Source organism: Immundisolibacter sp. (genome assembly GCF_028696615.1).
Lineage (GTDB): Bacteria > Pseudomonadota > Gammaproteobacteria > Immundisolibacterales > Immundisolibacteraceae > Immundisolibacter.
The window spans coordinates 1-26,362 of sequence record NZ_JAQVGQ010000011.1 but is presented as its reverse complement, the minus strand read 5'-3'; the positions used below and the strand labels follow the sequence as shown (position 1 = coordinate 26,362).

Here is a 26,362-nt window from a genome sequence, read left to right as displayed (position 1 = left end):
CGCCTTCAACAGCTTGGACATGGACACTCCGCAGGGGGGCGCCGGCGGGCCGCATCACGCTGCCGGCGCGACATTCTTGAGGCGCAAAGTATACGGCCGCCGCGTGGCACTCATGTGCGGCGGGGGCGCCATGGGGCGGCGCCTGTGTACAATCGAATGTGTCATTGCGGTTGCAGATGCCGGGGTGGCGCCAGGGATGCGCCAACCCGTCGTCCGGGCTCGACAGGCGACCGAAAGACGGCGTGTGTCGGGACCCGTTGACAGGCCGTTGAAAAGGGCTTCCTGCCCTTTTTCAACGGCCTGTCAAGCGTTCGGCTCTGGGCGGCACGGCATCGGCCCGCGACGCGGCATGGCAACGTTCACCAGGCGGAGCTGGCATCGCGTGCGCATCCTGAAAAAATACCCCAACCGCCGGCTGTACGACACATCGCAGAGCTGCTTCGTCGCCCTCGAGGACGTCAAGCGCCTGGTGCTGTCCGGCGAGCCGTTCGAGGTCCACGACTCGAAAACCGGCGAGGACATCACCCGCAGCGTGCTGCTGCAAATCATCGCCGAGCAAGAAGCCGACGGCGGCGGTTCGCTGCTCACCGACGAAGTGCTCAAGCAGCTGATCCGCTTTTATGGCGACAGCCTGCACGGCCTGCTGCGCGAATACCTGGAGCGCAGCGTGTCGCTGTTCCGCGAACAACAGGGCGTGTTCCACGAACAGCTGCGCAGCATGCTCAGCGCCCATCCACTGAACCTGATGCCGCGCCCGACAGAGCAGAACGGCGACCCGGGGAATCGTATGGCCGGCGCCTTGCGCGCCGACGTTGGCAGCGGAGCGACGAGCGCCAAAAAATAGTCGCGGCGCTCCTGTGCCGCGCCAGGTCGCGCATCCTCTACCACACCGATCCCACCGCCGGCTTCAACGGCACGGTGGAAACTGTCATCATCATGAGGGTCGGGTTGCGCACGGCGCGCTACCGGACCGGCGCACCGACAACGACACCCTGCGGGAGAAACTCGCCGTCATGGCCGAGCCACGAAAACCCACCACTGCCATCTGCACCTACACCCACGACGCCATCTACGTGCGCGACAAAAGCCTGGTCGACGAGCTGATCGGCGAGGTCACCTTCACGCAGATGATGTTCTTCCAGATCATGGGCCGCATGCCCTCGGCCACCGAGGTCAAAATCGTCGACGCGGTGCTGGTGACGCTGCTCGAGCACGGCATCACGCCGTCGGCCATCGCCACGCGCCTCACCCTGATGAGCGCACCGGAATCGCTGCAGGGCGCCGTGGCGGCCGGGCTGCTCGGCGTCGGCGGCACCTTTCTTGGCACCATGCAGGGCGCGGCGGAACTGATCGACGAGATGATGAGCGCGCCCGACGGCGTGGCCGCGGCCGCCGAGCGCATCGCCCGCCGGCATCGGGAAACCAAAACGCCGCTGCCGGGCTTCGGGCACAACCTGCACCGCCCGGACGACCCGCGCACGCCCAAGCTGATCGCCGTGGCGCGCGCGGCCGGCGTCAAGGGTGACCACATCGCCGCGCTGCTCACGCTCGGCCAGGCAGTGGACCGCGTCTACGGCCGGCACATCACCATCAACGCCACCGGCGCCATCGCCGCGCTGCTGTCGGAAATCGGCGTGCCGGTGGACGTGATGCGCGGCTTTGCCGTCATCACCCGCGCCGCGGGTCTGGTCGGCCACATCAAGGAAGAGCGCGAAAATCCGGCCGCGCGCGCGCTGTGGGATGCCGCCACGCACGCCGTGGAGTATTCCGGCAACGCGCTCAAGAACCGCTCATGATCGAGCCGAGCCTCACCGAACGGCTGGCCGACTGGCAGCTCGCCCGCCGCGCTGGCGGTTTCGCGGCCGCCGACCTCGAGGCGGCGCGGCTGTTGGTGCTGGACTGGCTGGGCGCGGCGCTGGCCGGGCTCGGCACCGACACCGGCCGCATCTTCCTCGACTACGCCCGGCTGCAGCCGGCCGGCCGGGTGAGCCTGCTGGGACTCGCCGAAGGCCGTTCGGTGGAAGTGGCGGCGCTGGTCAACGGCGCGCTGTCGCACATCGTCGAGATGGACGACGTCGAGCGTGCCTCGGTGACGCATCCGGGCGCCGTGGTGGTGCCGGCGGCGCTGGCGGTGGCCGAGCGCGTCGGCGCCGCCGGGCGCGATTTTCTGGCCGCCGTGGTGGCCGGCTACGAGGTGATGGTGCGCGTCGGCGCCGCGCTCGGCCCGGAGCACTACCATCACTTTCACAACACCTCGACGGCCGGCGTGTTCGGCGCCGCCGCGGCGGCCGGCTGGCTGCTCGATCTGGACCGCAACCGGCTGGTGTGGGCGCTCGGCAACGCCGGCACGCAGGCGGCGGGGCTTTGGCAGTTCAACGAGGAAGGCGCGCTGACCAAGCCATTGCACCCGGGCCGCGCCGCCGCCAACGGCGTGCTGGCGGCCACCCTGTCGCGCCTTGGGCTGACCGGCGCGCGGCAGATTCTGGAAGGCGAGCGCGGCTTTTTTGCCGGTCTCGCGCCGCGCGGCACGCCGCTGCGGGTGGTCGAGCATCTCGGCGAACCCGGCGCGGCGCTGCGCGTGCACGCCATCTCCATCAAGCCGCATGCCTCGTGCCGACACACGCACGCGCCGATCGACGCCGCGCTGGCGCTGCGGGCGCAGATCGGCGCCGTCGACACCATCGCCGCCGTGCAGGTGGACACCTACCAGGCGGCGCTCACCCTGTGTGACAAGCCGGACCCGCGCAGCGCACCCGACGCCAAATTCAGCCTGCAGTACTGCGTGGCGATGGCGCTGTTGCGCGGGCGCGTCGGTCTGGCCGAGTTCGAGCCCGATGCGCTCGCCGACCCGGCCGTGCGGGACCTGCTGACGCGGGTGACGGTGGGCATGGATGCGGCGCGCGAGGCCGCCTACCCGGCCACCTGGTCGGCCGGCGTGAGCGTGCAGCTGCGCGACGGCCGCCGCCTCGCGGCCGCGCAGGACCGGCCCAAGGGCGACCCCGAGAATCCGCTCTCGCCGCAGGAGCTCGAGGCCAAGTTCCGCCAGCTGGCGGCCTACGGTGGGCTCGACGCGCTACGTACCGACCAGGCGCTGGCGTGGCTGCGGGGGCTGCCGGCGGCCGCGCAGCTGGATGGCGAGCCGCTGCGCTCGCCCGCGGCGCCGAGCGCCGCAACAGTCCAGTAACGCACCACAAGCCTACTCGACGCGCGAGGCATCCCTGCCTCGCGCGTCACGGCATTCACACGAAGCTATCGTAGTGGATGCGCTCGGCCGGCACCTTGAGTTCGCCGCTCAGCATCTGCATGACGGCATTGATCATCACCGGCGGACCGCAGGTGTAGAACTCGCATTCCTGCAGCTGATCGGCCGGGATGTGCGCCTTGACCAGCTCATGGATGAAGCCGACGTTGCCGGTCCACTCGCCGGCCGCGGCCGCCTCGGCGTCCGACAGCGCCGGGATGAATTCGATACGCGTGCCGAAGCCCGGCAGCGCCTTCAGTTCCGCCTCGCCGCACAGGTCGCGCGGACCGCGGGCGCCGTAGAAGAACTTGAGCTTGACGTCCTGCATGGATGGCTCGGCCACCAGCCCGCGGGCAATCGACAGCATCGGCGCCAGGCCCGAGCCGCCGCCGATGCACACCACGGTGCGCTTGGTGTCGGTGCGCAGGTAGGCGAGACCATACGGCCCGTCGATCTCGATGCGATCCCCCACCTTCAGGTTGAACAGCGCGGCCGTGCCGGCGCCGCCCGGCACCTTGCGGATGATGAACTCCCAGCGGCCATCGTCGTTACGGATGTTGGACATCGAATACGCCCGCGGCCCCGCCACCCCCGGCAGGTACAGCAGGGCGTACTGGCCGGGCCGGAAGGCGGCCGGCTGCGTGTCCTTGAACACGAACTCGCGGATGTCGTGCGTCAGGTCGCGAATCTGCACCAGCTCGCCCATGAACCGCCGCGGCCTGTCGAGGGGGATGTAGCGGTCGTCCATGATCATCGGCTTGATCACGCAATCGCTCAGCGGCACGCACTGGCAGCCCAGCAGCCGGCCGCGCTGACGATCGCGCGGGTTCAGGCCGGGCGCCTCCTCCCACAGGTTGCGCACCTCGCCTTCGATCAGCTCGAACTTGCAGGTGCCACAGCCGCCGACGTTGCATTCGTAGGACAGCCCGAGGCCCGCCCGCAAACCGGCGCGCAGCACCGTATCGTCCTCGGCGCACGGATACTCGGCGCCGGACTGCTGCACACGGATCGAGAAAGCCTTGCTCATGGCGCTACCTGTGATTGGATTGGTGGATCGGGAAGGATTGGCGACAACCGGCCGCAAGTTTAACCAAGGCAGGCACTGCTTGACTCGGCGCCCGGCCCCCGGGCCACGACGGCCCGCACCGCCAGCGGCTGTTTACCCGAACGAGGCCGCCGGGCATCGCCCCGGTCCGGCCGAATCAATCGCCGCTCCCGGCCAGCCACAGGCAACGCCCGCCGCTGGCCTTGTCGATGGCCTTCAGGCGCGCCGCATGGGCGGCGAGTTCATCCGCCGTCGGCGCGATCACCGGCAAGGCCGGCCGGTCGGCGCGCACGCGTGCCGGCGCCGCGTCGACCCGCTCCCCGGCAGCGCCGGACTCCTCGCCAAGCAGCAGCGCGACCTGCCCGCCGGTCATGGCCAGGTACACCTCGGCCAGAATCTGGGCGTCCAGCAGCGCGCCGTGCAGGCTGCGCCCGGAATTGTCCACGCCGTAGCGGCGGCACAGCGCGTCGAGCGTGTTGCGCTGCCCTGGGTGCAGACGCCGCGCCAGCGCCAGCGTGTCGAGCACGCTGCAATGCGTCTCGATGGGGCCAATGCCGTCGCCCAGACGCGCCAGCTCGGCATTCAGGAAGGCGACGTCGAAGGCGGCGTTGTGGATCACCAGCTCGGCGCCGCGCACGAAATCGAGAAACTCCTGCGCCACGTCCGCAAAGCGCGGCTTGTCGGCCAGAAACTCGTTGCTGATGCCGTGCACCTCGATGGCGCCGGGGTCGATCTGGCGGTCCGGCTGCAGGTAGTGATGCAGCTGGCGGCCGGTCGGGCGCCGGTTCAGCAGCTCCACGGCGCCGATTTCGATCACCCGGTGGCCCTCGGCCGCCGACAGGCCGGTGGTTTCGGTATCGAGCACGATCTGCCTCATCGGCGCGCTCCGAGCTCGTCGATGCCGCGATTGGCGAGCGCATCGGCGCGTTCGTTTTCCGGATGGCCGGTGTGCCCGCGCACCCAGGTCCATTCCACCTGGTGCGGCGCCAGCAGGGTGTCGAGGCGTTCCCACAGCTCGCGGTTTTTCACCGGCTTGCCGTCGGCCGTGCGCCAACCGCGGCGCTTCCAGCCCGCCAACCACTGCGTGACGCCGTGCAGCACGTACTGCGAATCGGTGACGATGTGCACGCGGCTCGGCCGCTGCAGCACCTCGAGCGCCCGGATCACGGCGGTCAACTCCATGCGGTTGTTGGTGGTCTGCGCCTCGCCGCCCCACAGCTCGCGCTCCTGGGTGCCGTAACGCAGCAGCGCGCCCCAGCCGCCCGGCCCCGGATTGCCGCGGCAGGCGCCGTCGGCGTAGATCTCCACCGGCCGGGTCACGCTACGGCCCGTCCGGCCGGCAGCCGAGGCAGTGGCGCGGCGTAGGCCGGCAGGCGCCGCCAACGGGGGCGCAGCGGGCGCACCGCGAAACGGCGCTTGCTGGCGGCAAGACAGTACAGGCCGCCGCCGCGCGGCAGCAGGCGCGGGCCGATGCGCTCCATGACCTGCGTGCCGCGCAGCGCCCACTGGCGGTCCAGCGGTAGGCGAAAAAAAGCCGTGGTGACGTCTTCGACCTGCATCGGCAAGCGGTTCAAGAGTTGTCTGAGCTCACCCACCGAGCGCAGATGCAGCGGCCACCAGTCATGCGGCTGATGACCGAAACGCTCGGCCAGCCCGCGCAGACCGCACAGGCTCCATGGATTGAAACCGGCGATCAGAAGGCGCCCGAACGGCATCAGCACCCGTTCCGCCTCGGCCAGCACCGGCGCCGGATCGGGCACCTGCTCGAGGATGTGCAGCAGGATCACTGCCGCGGCGCTGTCGCCGGCCAGCGGCCAGGCGGCAGGATCACCGTGCAGGCCGACGCCGCCCCGCCGGCCGGTGCCGCCGGCCATGACCACCGACCGCAAGGTGCCGGCTCCGGCGTCCAGTTCCACCGCCGGCCACTGTCCGACCACCTGCACCACGACGCCCTGCAAACCGCGCGGCAGCAGTGCGCGCACCTGCAGCTGCTCGACCTGCGCCAGGGCGGCCGCCAGCGGGTTGATGGTGTCGGTGGGGGCAGAAGGTGCCAAGCTCATGCCTTGCAATCGCGGCGTCGCTCGGGTGCCGGCAGACCGCGCCCCGGCAAGCTCGGCTGGCACGGGGCACTCGCCACGCGGGGCTGGCCTGTCAAAACGGGATGTCGTCGTCGAAGTCACCGCCGAAATCGTCCGCCGGCGGCTTGCCGCCGCTCGGGCGCCCGGCCGGCGCACCCGCGCCCCAGGCCGGCTCTTCTGTCGCGCCCTGACGGGCACCGTAACCGCCGCCCTCACCGCGGCCTTCGCCACCGCCGAGCATCTGCATGTCGGAGGCGACGATCTCGGTGGTGTAGCGATCCTGGCCGTCCTTGTCCTGCCACTTGCGCGTGCGCAGGCTGCCTTCGATGTAAACGGTGCGGCCTTTTTTCAGGTATTCGCCGGCGATCTCGCCGAGCTTGCCGAACAGCACCACGCTGTGCCATTCAGTGTTCTCTTTCTTTTCGCCGGTCTGCTTGTCGCGCCACGACTCGGTCGTGGCGATGCGCAGATTGGCCACCGCCGCGCCACCGGCCGTGTACCGCACCTCGGGATCGCGCCCCAGGTTGCCGATCAAAATCACCTTGTTCACTCCGCGCGCCATGACCGTCTCCTTTGCGTCGAAATTCTCAAACCGTGACCCCGGCTACCTGCTGCAGGCGGGCGGGATCGAACCGAGCACCGTCCACGCGCAGGTAGGCCACGCCCTCTTCCGGGATCACCACCGCCTCGGCCACGCCGGGCAGCGCCGACAGTTCATCAGTGAGCGTACGGGCGCGCTGCGGGCTGATCTGGCCGACGTCGACCAGGCGCGTTTGCAGCTTCGCCGGCGGCCGCAATCCTACCGATACCGCCAGCCACAGCACACACAGCGCCAGCCCCGCCAGCAGCACGCCCGGCGCGCCGTAATGACCACGCAGCCAGCCGGCCCCGGCGCCACCCACGAAGGCGCCCAGGAACTGCGCCGTGGAATAGACGCCCATGGCGGCGCCGCGGCCGGCCATCGGCGCCAGGCGCGACATCATGGACGGCAAGGTCGCCTCCAGCACGTTGAAGGCGATCAGAAACGCCAGCAGTCCGGCCGCCACGGCAACCAGCACGTGGCTGCCGGCCATCAGCACCGCCAGCCCCACGCCGAGCAGCGCCACCATGGCGATGAACACCTGCTTCAGGCGCGCCCGCCGCTCGGCATACACGATCAGCGGCACCATGGCGACCACGGACAGCACCACCGTCGGCAGGTAAAGCCACAGGTGGTGCGCCGGCGGCAGTTGCAGCTGGTCGCGCAGCAGCGGCGGCAGCACCACGAAGGTGCCGGTCATCAAGACGTGCAGCGCCATGATGCTGAAGTCGAGCCGCAGCAGGTGCGGGTCGGTCAGCACCTGGCGCAGCTGGCCCTGCGCCTGGCGGGTGCTGCGCGGCGCCACCGGCGTCGGCACCAGCCACCACAAAAGGCCGATCATGACCAGCGCCAGCACGGCGATCAGCAAAAAAATGCCCGGCACCGTGAGCCAGGCCGCCAGCACCGGCCCGAGCGGCAGCGACACCAGATAGGCCGCACCGATGCTGACGCCAATGGCCGCCATGCCCTTGCTGCGCTGTTCTGGGCGCAGCAAATCGGCCAGCAGCGCCATGATCGGCGCCGCCACCGCGCCGGCGCCCTGCAGGGCGCGCCCGGCGATGATGGCCATCACGCCGTGGGCGGCGGCGGCCAGCACGCTGCCGGCCGAAAACAGCAGCAGGCCGACCGTGATGACCGGCTTGCGCCCGAAGCGGTCCGAGGCACTGCCGAAGGGAATGCCGAACACCGCCTGCGTGAGGCCGTACACGCCGAGCGCAAGGCCGATCCTGGCCGGCGTGGCGCCGGGCAGGGTCTCGGCGTACAGCGCCAGCACCGGCAGCAGCAGGAACAGGCCCAGCATGCGCAGGATGTAGATGGCCGACAGGGTGCCGGTGACGCGCCGTTCGCTGGAAGTCATGTAGGCGGTGGTGCTGTGAAGGGCCGCGGGGCGGGGCGGCATTATCCGGCCGCGCCGCCCGCGCCCACAAGGACAAGCCCGGGATCGACTTTGCGCCGCGCCCGATGCGGCCCGTACCATGACCCGTTTACACCCGCCAACGCACCCCTAAGGGCATGAGCAGCACCGACGGCCACGCCGCCATCCGCATCCGCGGCGCGCGCACGCACAACCTCAAAAACATCGACCTCGACCTGCCGCGCGACCGGCTGACGGTGATCACCGGCCCGTCGGGCTCGGGCAAGTCCTCGCTGGCCTTCGACACGCTGTACGCCGAGGGCCAGCGGCGGTATGTGGAATCGCTGTCGGCGTATGCGCGCCAGTTCCTGTCGGTGATGGAAAAGCCGGACGTCGACCACATCGAGGGCCTGTCGCCGGCCATCTCGATCGAGCAGAAATCCACCTCCCACAACCCACGCTCGACGGTCGGCACCATCACCGAGATTTACGACTACCTGCGCCTGCTGTTCGCCCGCGTCGGCGAGCCGCAGTGCCCGGAGCACGGCGTGGTGCTGCGCGCGCAGACCGTCAGCCAGATGGTGGACGCGCTGCTGGCGCTGCCCGAGGACACGCGCATCATGCTGCTGGCGCCGGTGGTCAGCGGCCGCAAGGGCGAGCACACGCAGCTGCTGGAGAGCCTGCGCGGGCGCGGCTACGTGCGCGCCCGCATCGACGGCGAACTTGTCGAGCTCGACCAGGCGCCGACGCTGGACGGCAAGCGCAAGCACGACATCGAGGTCGTCATCGACCGTCTGCGCGTGCGGCCGGACGCGCAAAGCCGCCTCGCCGATTCGGTGGAAGCGGCGCTCAATCTCGGTGACGGCCTGCTCAAGGTGGCGTTCCTGGACGAACCGCGCGACGAGCTGCTGTTCTCGGCCCGCTTCGCGTGCCCGCATTGTGGGTATTCGGTGGCCGAGCTCGAGCCGCGGCTGTTCTCCTTCAACAACCCGGCCGGCGCCTGCCCGCAGTGCGACGGCCTCGGCGTGGCGCAGTTCTTCGACCCGCAGCGCATCGTCGCCAACCCGCGCCTGAGTCTCGCCGCCGGTGCCATCCCCGGCTGGGATCGGCGCAACGCTTATTACATGCACATCCTGGAGGGCCTGGCCCGGCACTACGGCTTCGACGTGGAGACGCCGTTCGAGGAGCTGGCCGAGCTGCACCGCAACGCGCTGCTGTACGGCAGCGGGGACGAGGCGATCACATTCACCTACGGCGGCGCCGACGGCCGCGGCAAGCGCAAGCGCCATCCGTTCGAGGGCATCGTCAACAACTTCGCCCGCCGCTACCGCGAAACCGACTCCAACGCCGTGCGCGAGCACCTGGCACGCTTTCTGGGCAATCGGCCGTGTCCCGCCTGCGCCGGCAGCCGCCTGCGGCGCGAAGCGCGTCACGTGTTCGTGGCCGGGCGCAACCTGCCGGAGCTGGTGCAGCTGCCGGTCGGGCAGGCGCAGGCGTTTTTCGCCGGCCTGGAGCTGCCCGGCGCGCGCGGCACCATCGCGCAGAAGATCCTGCGCGAGATCGAGGCGCGGCTCGGCTTTCTGGTCAACGTGGGCCTCGATTACCTCACGCTGTCGCGCTCGGCGGACACGCTGTCCGGCGGCGAGGCGCAGCGCATTCGCCTGGCCAGCCAGATCGGCGCCGGTCTGGTCGGCGTGCTGTACGTGCTGGATGAGCCGTCGATCGGCCTGCACCAGCGCGACAACCACCGTCTGCTGTCGACCCTCACGTACCTGCGCGACCTCGGCAACACGGTGATCGTGATCGAGCACGACGAGGACGCCATGCGCCTGGCTGACCACCTGATCGACATCGGCCCTGGCGCCGGCGAGCACGGCGGCTACGTGATCGCCGAAGGCACGCCCACCGAGGTGGCCGCCAATCCGGATTCGGTGACCGGCCAGTACCTGTCGGGCAAGCGCGCCATCGCCGTGCCGCAGCGGCGCGTGCCGGTCGACCCCGCGCGTGTGCTGCGCATCGAGGGCGCGTGTGGCAACAACCTCAAGGACGTGACGGTCGACATCCCGCTGGGTCTTTTCACCTGCGTCACCGGCGTGTCGGGCTCCGGCAAGTCGACGCTGATCAACGAGACGCTGTCGAAGGCCGTGTCGCAAAAGCTCAACCAGGCGCGCGAGGAGCCGGCGCCGTACCGGGCGCTGCACGGGCTTGAGCAGATCGACAAGATCGTCAACATCGACCAGAGCCCGATCGGCCGCACGCCGCGTTCGAATCCAGCCACTTACACCGGTCTTTTCACGCCGATCCGAGAACTCATGGCGGCCACGCCGGAGGCCCGGGCGCGCGCCTACGGGCCGGGGCGCTTCAGCTTCAACGTGGCCGGCGGGCGCTGCGAGGCCTGCCAGGGCGACGGCGTGCTGAAGGTGGAGATGCACTTTCTGGCCGACATCTACGTGCCGTGTGACGTCTGTCACGGCCAGCGCTACAACCGCGAGACGCTGGAGATTCAATACAAGGGTCGCAACATCCACCAGATTCTCGACATGACCGTGGAGCAGGCCAGCGCGTTCTTCGACGCGGTGCCGATCATCAAGCGCAAGCTCGACACGCTGCAGGCGGTGGGTCTGGGCTACATCCGCCTGGGCCAGGCGGCCACCACGCTGTCCGGCGGCGAGGCGCAGCGCGTGAAACTGTCGCGGGAACTTTCCAAGCGCGACACCGGCCGCACGCTGTACATCCTGGATGAACCCACCACCGGTCTGCACTTTCAGGACATCGAGCTGCTGCTGGGCGTGCTCATGCGCCTGCGCGACGACGGCAACACGCTGGTGGTGATCGAGCACAACCTCGACGTCATCAAGACCGCCGACTGGCTGATCGATCTCGGCCCCGAAGGCGGCGCCGGCGGCGGCGAGATCATCGCCTGCGGCACGCCCGAGGCGCTGGCACTGGAACCGCGCTCGCACACCGGGCGCTTTCTGGCGCCGCTGCTGCAACGCCAGGGAACGGCCAAGCGCGAGTGCCAGCGCGCGTGAACGCGCCCGCGCTCGGGCCGCTGCAGCGCGCGCTGGTCTACGCCAGCGCGTTTTTCGGCATCACCACCGAATCGCTGATCGGCATGCTGCTGCCGCTGTGGGCCATCGACCGCGCCCTGCCGCCGGCGCAGCTCGGCACCGCCGTGGCGCTGGCGTCCTTCAGTCCGCTGCTGCTGGCGGTGCCGGCCGGCGCGCTGTGCGACCGTTACGGCGACCGGCGGGTCATGCTGTGGGCCGGGCTCGCTGCCGGCGTGACGGCGGCGCTGTACCCGCTGGCCGGCGGCTTTGCGGCCGCCTGCGCCCTGCAGCTGCTGGGCGGGCTGGCGCGCAGCATGAGCTGGCTGGCCGCGCAGTCCTACGCCATCCGCGCCACGCCGCCCGGCGAGCGCAACACCTTCATGGGACGGTTTTCGTTTGCCGGCAGCGTCGGCATGCTGCTGGCGCCGCTGCTGGCCGGTGCGCTGGTGGACCGGCTGGGTCTTTCCGCGGGCTTCGGGCTGATGGCGGTGTGGGGTGGCCTGTTGGCGGCGGTCGCCGTGCCGCTGCCCGAGCACCGCGATGGCGTCGCGCAGGGCACGCTGTGGCGCGTGACCGCCGGCGCCTACCGGCAGGCGCTGCCGCTGCTGGCGCAGGCCTCGCTGCTGATCGTGATGCTGCTGACGCTGCTGCGGCTGTCGGCGGCGGCGGTGAATGCCTCGTTCTACCCGGTGCACCTCGACCAGGCCGGCTTCTCGCCGGCCAGCATCGGCCTCATGTTCGCCTGCATCAACGGCGCCATCTCGGTCGGCTCGCTGCTGGCGGCGGCGGTCATCCGCCGCACCTCCATGACGCAGGTGCTGTTCGGCTCGATCGCGCTGTCCGTGCTCAGCATCAGCGCGGTGCCGTTTTTCCACGCCCCGCTCGTCGTGGGCCTGCTCAGCGCCCTGCACGGCCTGGGCCTCGGCCTCAGCCTGCCGACGCTGTTGGCGGCCATCGGCCGGCAGACGGCGCCCAGCCAGCGCGGCCTGGTGATCGGCCTGCGCACGCTGTTCAACCGTCTGGGCTACTTCGCCGTGCCGGTGCTGCTGGGGGCGCTGGTGCAGAGCTTCGGGCTGCGCGGGGCGTTTGTCGCCACCGGCGCCTTGCTGCTGGCGGCACTGGCCGCCACCTATGCCTTCCTGACACGCCGGCGCCTCACGTACGATTGAACGGTTTGCAACGTTTTCAGCCCCACCAGGAGGAGCAGTTCATGATCGTCGTCTTCGGTGCCCCCGTTTCCCCGTTCGTGCGCAAGGTGCGCGTGGCGCTGGCCGAGAAACACCTCCCGTATGAGCTCAAGCCGGTGCTGCCCGGCAGCGACGACCCGCAATTCCGGGCGCTGAGCCCGCTCGGCAAGATTCCTGCCCTGCAGGACGGCCCAGTCGCCCTGGCCGACTCGAGCGTGATCTGCGCCTACCTCGAAAAACGCTACCCGACCCCTGCCCTGCTGCCGGCCGACCCGGCCGCCTACGCGACCGCGCTGTGGTTCGAGGAATACGCCGACAGCAAGCTGTTCGAGGTATGCACCGAGGGCGTGTTCTTCGAGCGCATCGTCAAGGCCGGCATGCGCGGCGTGCCGGCGGACGAGGCCAAGGTGGCCGCGGCGCTGCGGGAGCTGCCGGTGGCGTGCGGCTATCTGGAGCAGCAACTGGCGGCCGGCGCGTTCGGCGGTGACAGCCTCACGCTGGGCGACATCGCCGTCGCCACCCAGTTCGTCAACCTGCAGTACGGCGGCGAGCAGGTGGACGGGGCGGCCTTCCCCAAGCTGGCGGCCTTTCTGGCGCGCACCCTGGCGCGGCCGAGTTTCGCCGACTGCCTGGCGCAGGAGCAGCAAATATTGGGCAAACACTGAAAAACGCCACCCCCGGCGTTTTTTTCGGTGGGGTGGTGAGCGCGCCGCCGCGCCGGCTCACCGCCAGCGCCACAGCTGCCAGGCGGCGACGGTGCGATACGGCCGCCAGCGCTCGGCGCGTTCGAGGCTGGCGGCCGGCGACGGCAGATCGGTCAGGCCGTCCAGGCGCTGGATGGCGCGCCTCAAGCCCAAATCGGCCGGCGCGAACACGTCGAGCCGCCCGAGCCCGAACATCAACACCATGTGCGCCGTCCACGGCCCGACGCCGGGCAGTGCGGTCAGCGCCGCGGTGATGTCGGCCTCGGCCTGCGCCGCCAGCGCCGGCAGATCGAGCGCACCCTCCTGCACCGCCCGCGCGGCGGCCTGCACGCTGCGCACCTTGGCGGCGGACAGCCCGCAGGCGCGCAGCGCCGCCGCATCGATCGCCAGCACGGCCTGCGGCGTCGGCGGCTCGCCGGTGAGCGCCAGCAGCCGCCCGGCGATGCTGGCCGCCGCGCGCGTCGACAGCTGCTGGCCGATCAGCGCCCGCAGCAGCGCCGCGAACGGTTCGCGCCGGTAATGCTCGGCCGGCAGCGGCCCGGCCACCGCTGCGGCCAGGGCCGGATCGGCAGCCGCAAGGTAAGCTTCGGCCTTGCGCAGCGCAGCTGCGAAGGCCTCGGGAGTCAACGTCATGGTCATCGAGCAAATCTACTCCGACAATCCGTACCGCAACTTTCATTACCTGATCGGCTGCCCCGACACCGGCGAGGCGCTGGCCGTGGACCCGCTGGAGGTCGACCGGGTACTGGCCAAGGCGGCCGAGCGGGGCTGGCGCATCACGCAGGTGTTGAACACCCACGAGCACCCGGACCACATCGGCGGCAACGAGAAGATCATCGCCGCCACCGGCGCCAAGCTGCTGGCGCACGCCGGCGCCAAGGGCCGCATCCCCGGCATCGACCGGGGCCTGCAAGCCGGCGACGTGATCCCCATCGGCAAGAGTGGCGAGCTCGAAGTGCTGGACACGCCCGGCCACACCATGAGCCATGTGTGCCTGTTCTGCCGCGGCGACCGGCCGGGCCTGATCAGCGGCGACACGCTGTTCAACGCCGGCGCCGGCAACTGCCACCACGGCGGCCATCCGGTGCAGCTGTATCACACCTTCGTCGAGCAGCTGGCCCGTTTGCCGGACGCGACGCAGGTCTACCCAGGGCACGATTACATCGTCAACAACCTGCGCTTCACTCTCGACCGCGAGCCGGACAACGCCCAGGCCGCCGCGCTGCTACGCCAAGTCGAACATCAGGACCCGCACCACGCGCGCCTGACCACGCTCGGCGAGGAAAAACAGATCAACACGTTCTTTCGCCTGACCAGCCCGACCGTCATCGCCCGCCTGCGCGAAGCGTTTCCGGACCTGCCCGAGCAACCATCGCCGCAGGATGTGTTCCTGCGCCTGCGGGAACTGCGCAACAACTGGTGACGGCGCGGTGATCCATGCATTGCACCCCGCCTGGGGAGACGCTGAAAAACCCATCCCTGGAACTTTTCGGCTCCGCGGCGTGGTACACGCCCGCGCCGCGGAGGAAACCCCTGAACAGATCGGCGGTTCTCTGAGAGCTTGTGAATTTTCCAAGCTCCGAGGCCGGCCAGGGATGGCCGGACGCGAATCGAGCCCGTAAGGGCTTGATTCGCGCGAGCCCGTCCGGGCATGTACCGGACGGGCGACGCAAGAAATGCGCGGGACGCGCATTTCTTCACAAACCCTGAGCGCTTGTGAATGTTTCAAGCGCTCAGGCCGGCCAGGGATGGCCGGACGCGAATCGAGCCCTTGAGGGCTTGATTCGCGGGAGCCCGTCCGGGCGTGTACCGGACGGGCGACGTAAGAAATGCGCAGGACGCGCATTTCTTCACAAATCCTGAGTCGCCATTTCCTCAGCGCTGCAGGCCCCAGCGAGCGAAGTTGGCCAGCACCTTCTGCTTCACCGCCTCGGGGTAGGTGTTGTTGAAGGCCAAGCGATGCGGCCGCTGGGCGGCGGTCCACTCGATGGGCCAGGTGCAGTCCAGCAGCACATTGCCGCCGCCGGCGCCGAACTCGCGCAGCGGGTGGCCGGCGATGTAGGGCGTGAGCGGGCTGTTGATGTGGCCGGGGTAGACGTGGATGTCGCGCACCGGGTTGCACTTGGTGCACATGGCGTGGAACACCTCGCCGAGATTCCACGGGTCGACGTCGTCATCCACCACGATCACGTACGGAAAGTAACTGGCGTTGCGGTCCGCCCAGCTGATGCTGGCGATCAGCTGCGGGATGCCGGCGTACGGCGTCTTGGTCGACACCACCACCGCGTGACAGCCGCTGAATTCCGGCACCGCCACGTCCACGATCGGCACGCCCTTGGCGCGCAGCGCCTCCTTGACGCTGGAGGCGACTTCGAGCACCCACATCATGGCGTCGTCGACGGGGATACCGAGGCACGTGGCCGGCAGGATGGGATCGCTGCGGAAGGTGAGCGCCGACAGCCGGAACACCGGCCGCGGGTTGGTGCCGGACACCACGTAACCCGGGTACTCGCCGAACGGCCCCTCCTCGCGCTCGTCGCCGGGGCTGACCGTGCCTTCCAGCACGATCTCGGCGTTGGCCGGCACGTAAAGGTCGACCGTCTTGCACTTGACCAGTTTCACCGGCTCGCCGCGGATGCCGCCGACGACCTCCACTTCCGACACGCCGGGCGGCACGCTGGATGAGGCCACGATGTTGTGCATGGGGTCGCCGCCGAAGAACATGGCGTACTCCATCACCTTGTCCGCGGCGCGGTATTTCTTGAGGATCTGCCCGCCCTGGTTCAGCGGGCCCAGCCACAGGCCGGTGCTCTTTTTGTCGTGCTTCATGCCGCGGTAGGTGCCCCAGTTCACCCACTCGGAATCGAGGTCCTTGCACACGCCGATGTTGAGCGTGCCGATGTACGGCCCGCCGTCCTGCGGGTGCAGCTTGGCGATCGGCAGCAGATCGAGGTTCACGTCATCGCCGAGCAGCACGTGCTCCTGGCACACGCCGGACGACACGATCTCGGGCTTGATCCGCTTGCCATGCAGGCCGTCGGCGAACACGTCGGTCACCACCGAGTGCGGCGTGTCCGGCGGCAGACCAAAGGCGATGGCGATGCGCTCCTTGGTGGCGAACGGGCCGCCCAGCCGCGTCGCGCCGTGCATGGCGCCCTTGCAGTTGGTGAACCACTGCGCCGGGGACTGGCGCTCGTTGGCCAGACGCATGATGGCGCCGGCCTCGGTCTGCGGGTCGATTTCGTCCGCGATGCGCACCAGGTGGCCGGTGCGTTCGAGCTCGTGCAGCCAGGCGCGAAAGTCCATCAGCCCGGCGTGCGTCGGGGTACGGGTGGTCTGCTCCATGGGTCTCCTCCGGAGGGTTGTAGTCGATCGGTCAACTCACCGTCCGTGGCCGTCCGCGGTGCGTCCCTGTCCCGCCAAGCCGGCCGCGACCTTCGGAACCCGTCGCGGCGTTTGCCCCTTATAGACCCGCGTCTGGCCCGGCGCAAGCCGCCGTGGCCGGCATCCTTAACGAGTGTTAAATTGCGCGCCGCGCGGCCGGCGAACCCGCCCGCGCACACCGCCGAACACAGCCGAGGAGAACCATGAGCAGCTACCAGACCGTCCTGCTGGACATCCGCGACCACGCCGCCTACATCACCTTCAACCGGCCCGAAAAGCGCAACTGCATGAGCCCCACCCTGCACGCCGAGATGGTGAAGGTGCTGGACGAAATCGACCGCGCGCGGGTCAAGGTCATCGTCATCACCGGCGCCGGCGACGCGTTCTGCGCCGGCATGGACCTGGAAGGCTGCTTCCTCGAACCGTTCGACAAGCCTGACCTGATGGCCGAGATCAACAGGAACGCGTTCGGCTGGTTCACGCGCATGAAGAATCACTCCGCGGTCACCATCGGCAAGGTGAACGGCTGGTGCTTCGGCGGCGGCATGGCGCTGGCCGGCGTGCTCGACATCGTGCTGGTGGCCGAGGAATCGACCTGGGGCCTGTCGGAGGTGAACTTCGGCATCTTCCCCGGCGGCGGCACCACCTGGGCCTACGCCAACAACATGCCGTCCCGCAAGAAGGCGCTCTACTACGCGCTGACCGGCGAGACCTTCACCGGCAAGCAGGCCGAGGAGATGGGCTACGCGACGAAGTCCATGCCGCTGGCCGAGCTCGACGCCGAAACCGACCGGGTGGTGAAGATGCTGACGCGCCTGGGCCGCACCGTGCTCGCCAAGACCAAGCAGGTGTACGAGAAGGTGCGCTGGATGGATTTCGAGGCCGCCATCGACTACGAAATGGCCAAGCTGTGGGAACTGTCCCGCGAAACCAACGACGACTGGGTGCGCACCGCCCTGGCGTCCTTCAAGCGGCGCGAGTTCAAGCCCGGCACGCAGGCGTACACGCTGACCAAGGACGTCTGAGCCGCATCGGCATCGGGGGGCACGGATACCCCCATCCATCACGGCGGCGGCGGGCGGGATAATGCGCCCTTCTTCATCCCGCCACGGTGCCGCCGTCATGACGCAACGCTCGCTCACTCCGTTCACCTGGGGCCACGCCAACCAGGGCGGCCAGCACGACTGGCCATTCCTGATGGCACTCGACCAGGGCTTCTTCGCCGACGAGGGCATAGCCCTCACGGTGAAGGTGATCCCCGGCGGCGACGCGCTTGCAAAGGCCATGGGCCGCGGCGAGATCCACCTCGGCCGCATGGGCACGCCGCCGTTTCTGCAGGCGGTCGGCAATGGCAGCTTTCCGGACGGGCGCATCGTTGCCAGCAGCGTGATCGGCAACCTCGATCACTTCCTGCTGGTGGTGCGGCCGGAAATTGCGGACCTCACGCAACTGCGCGGGCGCACCGTGGGCGTGCTGTCCCGCGGCAGCTGCGACGGGCACCTGATGCGCATGCTGCTCGCCCGCGCCGGGCTCGACCCGGACCGCGACGTGCAGTACCACGAGCTGTGGAGTCAGTACGAGACACTCGACGGCATGGCGAACGGCGAGCTGGCCGCCCAGCTCATGGTGGAGCCGCTGGTGGCGCAGGGCGAGGCGGCCGGCGTGCTGCGCGTGGTGGGGCCCGCCAGCGTGGCCGAGCCGCACTTCCAGTGGGGCCTGCTGGTGGCGCGCGCGCAGTTCGTGCAGGAACAACCCGACCTGCTGCGCCGGCTGCTGCGCGCGTATCTGCGCGGCGTGCGGCACTGCGTGGAGAACCCCGCCGCGCTGCGGGCGCTGCTGCTGCGGGGCGAGCACGCGCAGGACAGCGCAGTGCTCGACCGCGCCTTTCCGCGCACGCTGCCGCTCTGGAACCGCAGCGGCGAGATCGACCTGCCGGGCCTGAAGCGCGCCATCGAGGTGATGCTGGAAATCGGCAGCCTCAAGGCGCCGCTCGACACGCAGGCGCTGGTGGATCTGCGCGGTTTGCCCGGACGGTCCGGTTAGCAAGCCAAGGATGGCTTGCACATTGATCAAGCACGGCAAGTGCTTGATCAATGGAGCCCGCCGCGGACCTGTGCCGCGGTGGCGCGAGTTGAAAAAGGACATGGACGTCCTTTTTCAACATCCGATCAGGGACTCAGCAACTCCTCGGCCCGGCCCGGAAACACCACCATGCTCTCGGCCGTGGTCGCGTGCGGCGGCCCCGGCTGGTGGAAAGCCTCGACCGCCATCGCCGCTTCCATGAAGGACAGCGCAAGATACAGCAGCGGTTTCTGCTCGGCCGGCAGTTCCGCCAGCGGCCACTGGTCCAGATGCGCGGCGATGGCCGGCAGCTCGCCGACCAGGGCGCGGTAAAGCCCCGTCAGCTCGTCCATCGACGCCGCAAGACGCCGGCGCATGCGCGCGTCCTCGCTCGGCAGCGCGAAGGGCAGCCACGGGTCCAGGTGCGCGAACGGCGCCGGCAGCGTGGCGGCGCTCACTTGGCGATCTCCTTGCCGCAGCGCGCCGCCACGGTGTGGTACAGGTGCCGCACGGCGATTTCCTGATCCGACAGCATCATCTGCCGGATGGCGCCGGAACGCAGCGCGCGGTGCGTCGCCTCGTTGGTGGCCAGATCCTCGCGCGACAGGTCGCGCAGCACGATCTTGCTGTACTCCTGACTGATCATTTCCGACGCCCGCTGCGGCATCGGGAAGTAGTACGCCAGCTCGTACACGGTCTTGTCGTGCGCCACCGGCCAGAAGGCGTCCACGTAATACCAGCCGGCGCCGACATTGATGCGCGAGTACGGGAAGATGATGTTCAGATCAAACCCCCAGTCCCGCACCTCGCCCTGCGCGGTGCCGGGATAGGCCGCCGCCGCGCTGCCGCCCTGCGTGAAGGTGGCGCCGAAGCCGAACGCCAGCTTCTCGGCCGGGCTGAGGTCATGCGGCGCCAGGTGCACCGAGATCGACTGGTTGCCGTTTTCCTGCAGCTTGATGCGCTGCACGGCAAGGTACGGATCGTCCGGGCTGATGCACTGCCCCACCGACAGCTTGTGCACGAAGGCGCCGTGGTAGGACTCCTGGAAGGCGTTCATGGTCACCTTCCAGTTGGCGTTGACGGTGTAGCGGTAACGGCCGGCCAGCACCATGCGTTCGAACGGGAAGGGCTTGAGATCCTGATTGAACTCGGACATGGCCATCTCGAGCGTCTGCGCCGGGCGCTTGGCGAGGTTCACGAAGATGAAGCCGCGCCAGGTGTCCAGATGCACCGGCGGCAGGCCGAGCGCCGATTTGTCGAGGTTGTGGAAGCGCTGCTCGTCGGTGACGAAGGCGAGCCGGCCGCGCGTGTCGTAGGTCCAGCCGTGGAAGTTGCACTGAAAACCCTTGCAGTTGCCTGTGCCCTCTTCCACCACCTGGTTGCCGCGGTGCGTGCAGACGTTGTGAAACGCCCGCAGCTTGCCGTCGTCGCCGCGCACCACCAGCACGGTGGCATCCTGCGCTTCGAGGTAGCGCACGGAGTAGTCGCCGGCGTTGGGTAACTCCTCCTCGCGCAGGATGAGGTTCACCCACATGCCGCGGAAGATACGCTCGCGCTCCAGCTCGAAGAACGCCGGATCGACGGCGGAGCTGACCGGCACCGGCCCCGTGCCGAGCTGCGGGTAGCGCGCCGCGAACGGGCGGGGGTTGGGGCTTACAGGGCTGTTCATGGCTCGCTCCTCGGTAGAACCATGCCAGGACATCTACTGTGCCCCTGGCACGTGCCGGATGACCCAAACCGTCGTCCGGCAGCATCCATCAGTCAATGCGTCAGAAAATCGAACACCAAACGGTTGAAGGCGTCCGCGTGCTCCCACTGCGCCCAGTGCCCGCAGCGGCTGAAGATGTGCAGGTGCGCGTCCGGAATGCCCCACAGGAACTTCAGGCCGTGATCCAGCGGCACGAAACGGTCGTCGCGGCCCCACACCACCAGTGTTTTGGCCTTGATCTCGTGCAGGCGCGGCGTGAAGTCGCTCAGCACGTTGGCCGGGTTCGACGCGCTCTTGACGAAATTTTCGAGGTGCTCCGGGCGGCGCATCATGTTCTCGTAGCGGCCTTGGATCATCTCCTCGGTGAGCTGCTTCTGGTCGTAGATGAACACCTGCATCATCTGCTTGAGGTTGTCCAGGGTCGGCTGCATGTAGACCTTGAACAGCAGCTTGATGCCCTCCAGCGGCAGCGGCTGGAACAGGCTCTGCCCGCCGCCGGCGGCGCCCATCAGGATCAGCCGGTCGATGCGGTCCGGGAATTCCAGCGCAAAGCGGATGGACGACGCGCCACCCATGGAATTGCCGACCAGGTGCGCCTTGCGGATGCCGAGCGCGTCCATCAGATCGCGCACCGCGCGGGCGTTGACGAGATCGCGTGGCTCGTTCGGCAGGATGGCGTCCGATTTATTGAAGCCGGGGCAGTCCAGCAGGATGGTGCGGTAACGCTCGGCGAACGGGCCGAAGTTCTTCGCAAAGTTGCTCCAGCCGCCGGCGCCGGGGCCGCCGCCGTGCAGCATGATCACCGCCTCGCCGCTGCCGGCCTCGTTGTAGTGCAGTTTCATGCCGCCGGTTTCGATGAAGCGGCTGGTGCCGGCTTCGGTCAACTGACTCATCGGTCTCTCCTCAGGATGGATTGTTGTGAAGGCAATCGCCCGGCCTCAGGCGCCGAACGCGAACGCCGATACGGTAGCGCCCATCACGCGATCGTGAAATACCCGCCGGCCGGGATCGTCGCCGGCGGCACCGGCCGCCACCATCAGCGGCAGCAGGTGTTCCTCGCGCGGGTGACAGGCGCGCGCCGCCGGCGCCTGCTGCCAGTTCGTCAACAGCCGCGTGCGCTCGGCGGGTGCGGCCCGGCAGGCGGCCTCGAGCCAGGCGTCGAAACGCGCCGAATCCGGCCCCGGATCACCGCCGCCCATCAGGCCGCGCATGTTGTGGTAGCTCATGCCGCTGCCGACGATCAGCACGCCCTCGTCGCGCAGCGGTTCGAGCAGCGCACCGAGCACCAGATGCGCCGCCGCATCCAGGCTCGCGTGCAATGACAGCTGCACGATCGGCACGTCGGCCTGCGGGTAGATCAACAGAAACGGCACGAACACGCCGTGGTCGAGCCCGCGCTCGGTCTCGGCGCGGGTCGGCACGCCGCCGGCGGCGAGCAGCGCCTGCACGCGCGTGGCGAGTTCGGGATCGCCTGGCGCCGGGTACTGGAGCTCATAGGTATGCGGCGGAAAGCCGTAGTAGTCGAACAGCAGCGGCGGCGCCGCCTGCACATTGACGCTGACGCGCGGCTCCTCCCAGTGCCCCGAGATCACCAGCACCGCGCGCGGGCGCTCGCCAATGTCGGCGGCGAGACCGCGCAGCCAGGCCGCCATGCGGTCCCAGGTGTGCGGCGGGTGCCAGTCCATGAAAAAGCACGGCCCGCCGCCGTGCGGGATGTAGAGCGTGGGCATGCGCAACATTGGGGATTTCCTGCAGCTGAAAGCCCCAATGATGCCGCTAGCGCAGACATCTCGGGCGGGAGGCCGCACCGGGGCCGAACGCCTGCGCCACCGCATGCGCATGACATCCGCTTCCCGATCGGCACGACACGAAAAACCGCCGCGGCGCGACGGCCGCAGGGGGTTTCGCGAGATCGGGGCGCCGGGCGCTCGCCCCCCGGCGATTGCATCGCCTTACAAACCCATGCAGCTGGCGTAGTAGGTCACGGTGCCAGGCCAGGTCGCTACCAATCGGTGACGGCGCCGCGTTCAGAAAACGCGAAAGCGTCGCGAAGGCGTAATACGCTGCGCCATTGCGCCCTGCATGGGCTATTTCGTGATCAATTCTGCGGCGGGCACGGTTCGTTGCTCGAAACACTGCGCGCCAGCAGCGTCACTGCCTGCGCCTGCCGATGCGTGCCGGTCTTGGCAAGCAGCCGCTTGATGTGGGAGCGCACCGTCGCAATGCCGACATCCATGCTGGCTGCGATCTCCTGCGGCGAATGTCCCTGCCCGAGCGCAGCGGCAACGACGCCTTCCGTGTGCGTGAGGCCGAACAGTTCACGCAAGCGCGCCACCACGATTGGCGCTTGCGGATCACGGATGAATAACAAGCAGTAAGGCCGCGACTTCGCCAATGCGCCGATCGAAGGCGGCAACGGCGCGACCTCGAGCGCGAGCGGCATCCGGCCAGGACGTGGAACAGACAGCGCCATTGCGGGCTTCGCCAGCCTGCCGTGCGCCACGTCCAGCGCGGCGCGCACCCGCGACAGCAGTCGATCGTGAAGGTGGGGTGGACGCAGCCACAGGCGCCCGCCCACGACGGCGAGCGCCGCGTTGTCGCGCAGCAGGGACTGCGCCATCGCGCTGGCATGGATGATGCGGCAAGCGCCATCCATCACGAGCACGCCGGTGTCGAGTCTGTCGAGCGCCTCCAGCGCCGCCGTGTGCAGGCGGGACTGTGCGGCTAGGCGTTGCCTGAGCCGCAGCACGCGCTGCAGGTGCGGCAGAACCAACCCAGCGCGTCGGCGCTCTCGCTGCGCATAGGCGCCTGCGGCGCGTGGACGATGGATGCCGAGCACGCCGACCGCGCCGTCCGCGACGGGAAACACCGCGCCCAGCATGTGATGGATATCGAGACGACGCAGCCAGTCCTGGTAAAAACCGCTGCGCCTTTGCTCCGCGGGCGTCACCAACTCATCGCTGGTGACGATGCGCGACATGCCGTAAGCGACCGAGCGCTCCACCCACAGGTCCTTGCGGTGCCACTCATCGGCCCATGCACGCTCGCGCTCGGGGACGACCAGGTTTTCGGTGCATTCCAGCAGACTCACCGAAGCGCCGTCGCCGTGCAGCTTCAGTACGGCGCTGGTCGAACCCAGCGCGTGTGCGATGCGCGCGGCCGTGCCTTGCCATGGGGCGTCATCCAGCACTGCATCGTAGAGATGCGCGACAAGCTCCGCGATGCGGGGATCATGGCGTTCACGTGACCTCATCGCCGTGCCCTGGCTCTCCCCTATATGGGGGAATAAATTGCAATCGCATCAACCTAATATGGGCCACGAGAAGAAGCCCAGGGCATGCCGCCCAAGTGAACGCGCTGCAAAAAACCGATGCAAAAGAATAGAGCAGTCGTCTTGCCCCTGCTGATGGTGGCTGGTCTTGCTGCTTGCGAGCGGCACGCCGCAAAAACCCCGCCGCCTGGGGATTCCGTCACACAGACGAGCGTCCGCGGGGCGCAAACGCAGGCCGCTACATCGAAGACCGCGCCGGCCGACGCGCAAGCGGTGAGCGTCGACACCTTGCCGCTGCGGCGCGGGTACTACGTCGCCGACGACACGCCGTGCGACGAGGCCGCGAATGCGACGGTGACGCTACTGCGGCGCGACGGCATCGGGGGAGCGCGCGACTTCTGCGAATTCACGAACATCGTGCAGATCGGACCGGCCAGCTACCGTGTGACGCAGTCGTGTAACGACTTACAGAACAACGGACCGCCGGACATCAGCGTCGTCACCTACACCGTGACGGGCGATGCGAGCTTCAGCTCGAGGAGCGAACACGGCTGGGAGTACCGCGCCCGTTACTGCGCCCAGTCCAGCATGCCCCCCGAATGGCGCCACAACGACATCAGCGACGCGATCCGCTGAGACCGGCTGGCCCTCGTTTATGGCAGACCGAGGCCATGCGGGCATGCAATGCGTCCAACCTTCAACCGGAGAAACCAGCATGAACAAAGGTCTCGTCCAGCGCGGCGCAGCGGCTCTCGCCGCATCGATACTGCTCGTCGGCGCCGCTCCCGCCCGGGCCGCGCCGGACTGGGACATCGTCGGCATACGCCTCGGCATGAGCCCAGAGCAGGTGCGCGCCGCGCTGTCGGAGCACGCCCCGAAGGCGGAGGTCAGCGAATCCAGGCGGCAGTTCACGTTCAACGACGGGGTCGGGCAGCAGCAATTGCCGGACTTCCTCGGCTCCATCACCGCCCGCCTCGGCGCCGCCACCTCCGCGCTCGCGCGCCCAGGCTCCTCGGGCGACGCAGAAACACTTGAGGTGATGTTCTCCGCGCCACCGATGCAGCAGCGGGTCATCCGCGTCATCCGCACCCTGGTGCTACAGGACAATCCGCCACCGATGGAGCGCGCCCTGGCTTCGGTGACGCAGAAGTACGGCGAGCCTCCCAAGATTCGGGAAGCAAACTACGGCCGCGGCCTCGTTGCACGCTGGGTCGAGCCCGGCAAGGCGGTGTGCGGCGATGCCTGGCAGGCGCCCCCGGTGGACAACGCCCCCGGCGGACTCAGCCAGTACGATGCCTGGCATCGGCGCAAGCTGGCCCCGGCCGATGCGTCGCACTGCAGCGCGGCGCTTGTGGTGAATCTGGTCACCCGCGCCCCGGGTGAGCCCTTGGTCAGGGAAATGAAACTCGTGATGACCGACCCCGGCTACGCGGTCCCCGCCATGCGGGCCACTGCCCAGCAGCTTGCCGAGCTGCAGGCGAAGGCGCGCAAGGCTCGCATGGACTCGGGGACCGCGCCGAAGCTGTAGCAGGCCGTTGAAAAAGGGCTTCCTGCCCTTTTTCAACTCGGCTCGTCGCGGCACATGTCCGCAACCAGCCTCCCCCACATCAAGCGCTCGACGCGCTTGATGTGGGGGCAAGCCATCCCTGGCTTGCCTTATCAGGCCGTTGAAAAAGGTTTTTCAACGGCCTGATAGAGCTGAAAAAATTCCACGGCAGAATTTTTTCAGCTCGCGCGGCAAGGGCCATGCCCGCGCCGCGCTCCACGAATCCACCGTGGTTCCTTCAGTCGAGCCGGCCGTGGGCCTCCGGTTGGTCGATGACGCGCAGCACCCGCAGGCGCGTGCTGCGCCCGCCCGGCAGCGGCCAGTCGATTGCCTGCCCGGCCGACAGGCCCAGTAGCGCGGCGCCCACCGGCGCCAGCACGGACACCTTGCCTTGCGCCGGGTCGGCGTCGCGCGGGTAGACCAGCTGCAGCACATGCTCGGCGCCGCTGGTCTCGTCGACACACAGCACGCGCGAATTCATGGTGACCGTGTCCGGCGGCATGTCCTCGGGCGCGCGCACCTCGGCGCGGACCAGCTCGTCCTCGAGCGCCGCGACGACCTCCCGGAACTGCGGCCCGGCCGTCTCGAGCAAGCGCTCGAGGCGCCGCACGTCGTGCGATGACAGGATGATCGGCGGTGCGATCGTGTTCATTCGGACTCTCCAAAAAAAACGCGGCGGGGCATCCGAGCGCGCCCCGCCGCGAAATGATCAGTAGCTGCCATGAAGCTAGCCGCGGCGCGACCAAAAATCAACCGCCGCTCACCGCCCGCGCCGGGCCGGCGATGATGGCGGCGGCCGGTCGGGACAGGAATGGCAGGTGTCGTCACGCCGCACGCTTGGGAAAGGCTGCGGCAATCCCTTCTCGACAGGCTATTGCGCGCGCAGCGCCGCCGCTGCCGTGGCCAGCGCCGTGATGGCCGGCCAGTCACCGGCCTGCACCAGCGCCTTTGGCGCCAGCCAGGAACCACCCACGCAGGCCACGTTGGGCAGGCACAGGTACGCCGGCGCGCTGGCTGCATCGATGCCGCCGGTGGGGCAGAACAGCTGATCCGGAAACGGCCCGTGCAGGGCCTTCAGCATGCCGGCGCCGCCGGCCTGGGCGGCCGGGAACAGCTGGCAGGCGGGGGAGCCGGCGGCGCGCACGGTCATCAC

Annotated in this window: 25 protein-coding genes and 1 pseudogene; 11 read left to right on the top strand and 15 right to left on the bottom strand. The window is 69.0% G+C overall.

Features of this window, described 5'->3' with window-relative positions; all coding sequences use genetic code 11:
* The 3 genes from phaR to PHC73_RS01740 all read left to right on the top strand — a co-directional run.
* Positions 1 to 844: polyhydroxyalkanoate synthesis repressor PhaR (phaR, locus tag PHC73_RS01750; protein ID WP_300123842.1), on the top strand; the 844-nt coding region annotated here is incomplete at its 5' end.
* Positions 845 to 1,013: 169 nt separating this feature from the next.
* Entirely contained in the window at positions 1,014 to 1,796 is a 783-nt protein-coding gene (locus tag PHC73_RS01745) for a citryl-CoA lyase (RefSeq protein ID WP_366949775.1), read from the top strand.
* The gene (locus tag PHC73_RS01740) at positions 1,793 to 3,184 is read left to right on the top strand and encodes an MmgE/PrpD family protein (RefSeq protein ID WP_300123840.1); all 1,392 of its coding nucleotides are present in this window, start codon (positions 1,793 to 1,795) and stop codon (positions 3,182 to 3,184) included. Before PHC73_RS01745 ends, PHC73_RS01740 begins: the two co-directional genes overlap by 4 nt.
* A 55-nt stretch (positions 3,185 to 3,239) precedes the next feature.
* Here the strand turns inward: PHC73_RS01740 and PHC73_RS01735 are convergent, their stop codons facing one another.
* From PHC73_RS01735 to PHC73_RS01710, 6 genes are all read right to left on the bottom strand, one after another.
* The gene (locus tag PHC73_RS01735; protein WP_300123839.1) at positions 3,240 to 4,268 is read right to left on the bottom strand and encodes a 2Fe-2S iron-sulfur cluster-binding protein; all 1,029 of its coding nucleotides are present in this window, start codon (positions 4,266 to 4,268) and stop codon (positions 3,240 to 3,242) included.
* A gap of 175 nt (positions 4,269 to 4,443) precedes the next feature.
* On the bottom strand, positions 4,444 to 5,163 hold the full coding sequence (gene dnaQ / locus PHC73_RS01730) for a DNA polymerase III subunit epsilon (protein ID WP_300123838.1): 720 nt from the start codon (positions 5,161 to 5,163) through the stop codon (positions 4,444 to 4,446).
* Positions 5,160 to 5,606 carry a ribonuclease HI gene (rnhA, locus tag PHC73_RS01725; RefSeq protein ID WP_300123837.1) on the bottom strand — a complete coding sequence of 149 codons (447 nt, stop codon included), beginning with the start codon at positions 5,604 to 5,606 and terminating at the stop codon, positions 5,160 to 5,162. The genes dnaQ and rnhA overlap by 4 nt, the downstream gene beginning before the upstream one ends.
* Complete coding sequence (locus tag PHC73_RS01720; protein ID WP_300123836.1) at positions 5,603 to 6,340, bottom strand: methyltransferase domain-containing protein; 738 nt, start codon at positions 6,338 to 6,340, stop codon at positions 5,603 to 5,605. Before PHC73_RS01720 ends, rnhA begins: the two co-directional genes overlap by 4 nt.
* Positions 6,341 to 6,437: 97 nt before the next feature.
* Positions 6,438 to 6,926 (bottom strand): single-stranded DNA-binding protein, encoded by a 489-nt coding sequence (ssb, locus tag PHC73_RS01715; RefSeq protein WP_300123835.1) that lies wholly within the window; start codon positions 6,924 to 6,926, stop codon positions 6,438 to 6,440.
* Between the two features lie 25 nt (positions 6,927 to 6,951).
* The gene (locus PHC73_RS01710; RefSeq protein ID WP_300123834.1) at positions 6,952 to 8,301 is read right to left on the bottom strand and encodes an MFS transporter; all 1,350 of its coding nucleotides are present in this window, start codon (positions 8,299 to 8,301) and stop codon (positions 6,952 to 6,954) included.
* Positions 8,302 to 8,456: 155 nt separating this feature from the next.
* Here PHC73_RS01710 and uvrA point away from each other — a divergent pair, with 155 nt between their 5' ends.
* Genes uvrA through PHC73_RS01695 form a run of 3 tightly spaced genes read left to right on the top strand, consistent with a single transcriptional unit; the run spans position 8,457 to position 13,200 of the window.
* The gene (uvrA, locus tag PHC73_RS01705; RefSeq protein WP_300123833.1) at positions 8,457 to 11,330 is read left to right on the top strand and encodes an excinuclease ABC subunit UvrA; all 2,874 of its coding nucleotides are present in this window, start codon (positions 8,457 to 8,459) and stop codon (positions 11,328 to 11,330) included.
* Complete coding sequence (locus PHC73_RS01700; protein ID WP_300123832.1) at positions 11,327 to 12,517, top strand: MFS transporter; 1,191 nt, start codon at positions 11,327 to 11,329, stop codon at positions 12,515 to 12,517. The genes uvrA and PHC73_RS01700 overlap by 4 nt, the downstream gene beginning before the upstream one ends.
* Before the next feature lie 41 nt (positions 12,518 to 12,558).
* Positions 12,559 to 13,200, top strand: coding sequence for a glutathione S-transferase family protein (locus PHC73_RS01695; RefSeq protein WP_300123831.1), 642 nt, complete (start codon positions 12,559 to 12,561; stop codon positions 13,198 to 13,200).
* A gap of 57 nt (positions 13,201 to 13,257) precedes the next feature.
* Here PHC73_RS01695 and PHC73_RS01690 read toward each other — a convergent pair whose 3' ends face one another.
* Positions 13,258 to 13,878, bottom strand: coding sequence for a DNA-3-methyladenine glycosylase 2 family protein (locus tag PHC73_RS01690; protein ID WP_300123830.1), 621 nt, complete (start codon positions 13,876 to 13,878; stop codon positions 13,258 to 13,260).
* Between PHC73_RS01690 and PHC73_RS01685 the strand changes: the two genes are divergently transcribed.
* Positions 13,871 to 14,662, top strand: coding sequence for a hydroxyacylglutathione hydrolase C-terminal domain-containing protein (locus PHC73_RS01685; RefSeq protein WP_300123829.1), 792 nt, complete (start codon positions 13,871 to 13,873; stop codon positions 14,660 to 14,662). The genes PHC73_RS01690 and PHC73_RS01685 overlap by 8 nt on opposite strands.
* Positions 14,663 to 15,114: 452 nt before the next feature.
* Here PHC73_RS01685 and PHC73_RS01680 read toward each other — a convergent pair whose 3' ends face one another.
* Complete coding sequence (locus tag PHC73_RS01680) at positions 15,115 to 16,584, bottom strand: UbiD family decarboxylase (protein WP_300123828.1); 1,470 nt, start codon at positions 16,582 to 16,584, stop codon at positions 15,115 to 15,117.
* Between the two features lie 242 nt (positions 16,585 to 16,826).
* Between PHC73_RS01680 and PHC73_RS01675 the strand changes: the two genes are divergently transcribed.
* Both PHC73_RS01675 and PHC73_RS01670 read left to right on the top strand, forming a co-directional pair.
* A complete protein-coding gene (locus tag PHC73_RS01675; RefSeq protein WP_300123827.1) occupies positions 16,827 to 17,648 on the top strand; it encodes a p-hydroxycinnamoyl CoA hydratase/lyase in 822 nt (273 codons plus the stop codon).
* A gap of 97 nt (positions 17,649 to 17,745) precedes the next feature.
* Positions 17,746 to 18,666, top strand: coding sequence for an ABC transporter substrate-binding protein (locus tag PHC73_RS01670; RefSeq protein WP_300123826.1), 921 nt, complete (start codon positions 17,746 to 17,748; stop codon positions 18,664 to 18,666).
* 125 nt (positions 18,667 to 18,791) lie between these two features.
* Here the strand turns inward: PHC73_RS01670 and PHC73_RS01665 are convergent, their stop codons facing one another.
* The 5 genes from PHC73_RS01665 to PHC73_RS01645 form a co-directional block, all read right to left on the bottom strand.
* The gene (locus tag PHC73_RS01665; RefSeq protein ID WP_300123825.1) at positions 18,792 to 19,142 is read right to left on the bottom strand and encodes a hypothetical protein; all 351 of its coding nucleotides are present in this window, start codon (positions 19,140 to 19,142) and stop codon (positions 18,792 to 18,794) included.
* Positions 19,139 to 20,353, bottom strand: a complete 1,215-nt coding sequence (locus tag PHC73_RS01660) for an aromatic ring-hydroxylating dioxygenase subunit alpha (protein ID WP_300123824.1) — start codon at positions 20,351 to 20,353, stop codon at positions 19,139 to 19,141. Before PHC73_RS01660 ends, PHC73_RS01665 begins: the two co-directional genes overlap by 4 nt.
* Positions 20,354 to 20,445: 92 nt before the next feature.
* On the bottom strand, positions 20,446 to 21,285 hold the full coding sequence (locus PHC73_RS01655) for an alpha/beta fold hydrolase (protein ID WP_300123823.1): 840 nt from the start codon (positions 21,283 to 21,285) through the stop codon (positions 20,446 to 20,448).
* 45 nt (positions 21,286 to 21,330) lie between these two features.
* Positions 21,331 to 22,131: a class III extradiol ring-cleavage dioxygenase gene (locus tag PHC73_RS01650; protein WP_300123822.1), complete on the bottom strand. Its 801-nt coding sequence runs from the start codon at positions 22,129 to 22,131 to the stop codon at positions 21,331 to 21,333.
* Between the two features lie 359 nt (positions 22,132 to 22,490).
* Complete coding sequence (locus tag PHC73_RS01645; RefSeq protein ID WP_300123821.1) at positions 22,491 to 23,645, bottom strand: helix-turn-helix transcriptional regulator; 1,155 nt, start codon at positions 23,643 to 23,645, stop codon at positions 22,491 to 22,493.
* A gap of 141 nt (positions 23,646 to 23,786) precedes the next feature.
* Here PHC73_RS01645 and PHC73_RS01640 point away from each other — a divergent pair, with 141 nt between their 5' ends.
* Together PHC73_RS01640 and PHC73_RS01635 are read left to right on the top strand one after the other, a co-directional pair.
* Positions 23,787 to 24,299, top strand: coding sequence for a hypothetical protein (locus tag PHC73_RS01640; protein ID WP_300123820.1), 513 nt, complete (start codon positions 23,787 to 23,789; stop codon positions 24,297 to 24,299).
* Positions 24,300 to 24,378: 79 nt separating this feature from the next.
* Positions 24,379 to 25,191, top strand: coding sequence for a hypothetical protein (locus tag PHC73_RS01635; protein ID WP_300123819.1), 813 nt, complete (start codon positions 24,379 to 24,381; stop codon positions 25,189 to 25,191).
* Between the two features lie 256 nt (positions 25,192 to 25,447).
* On the opposite strand, the gene rnk is transcribed toward PHC73_RS01635, so the two are convergent.
* Complete coding sequence (rnk, locus tag PHC73_RS01630) at positions 25,448 to 25,861, bottom strand: nucleoside diphosphate kinase regulator (protein ID WP_300123818.1); 414 nt, start codon at positions 25,859 to 25,861, stop codon at positions 25,448 to 25,450.
* A gap of 219 nt (positions 25,862 to 26,080) precedes the next feature.
* Positions 26,081 to 26,362: pseudogene (locus PHC73_RS01625) on the bottom strand (keto-deoxy-phosphogluconate aldolase); the annotation flags it as partial.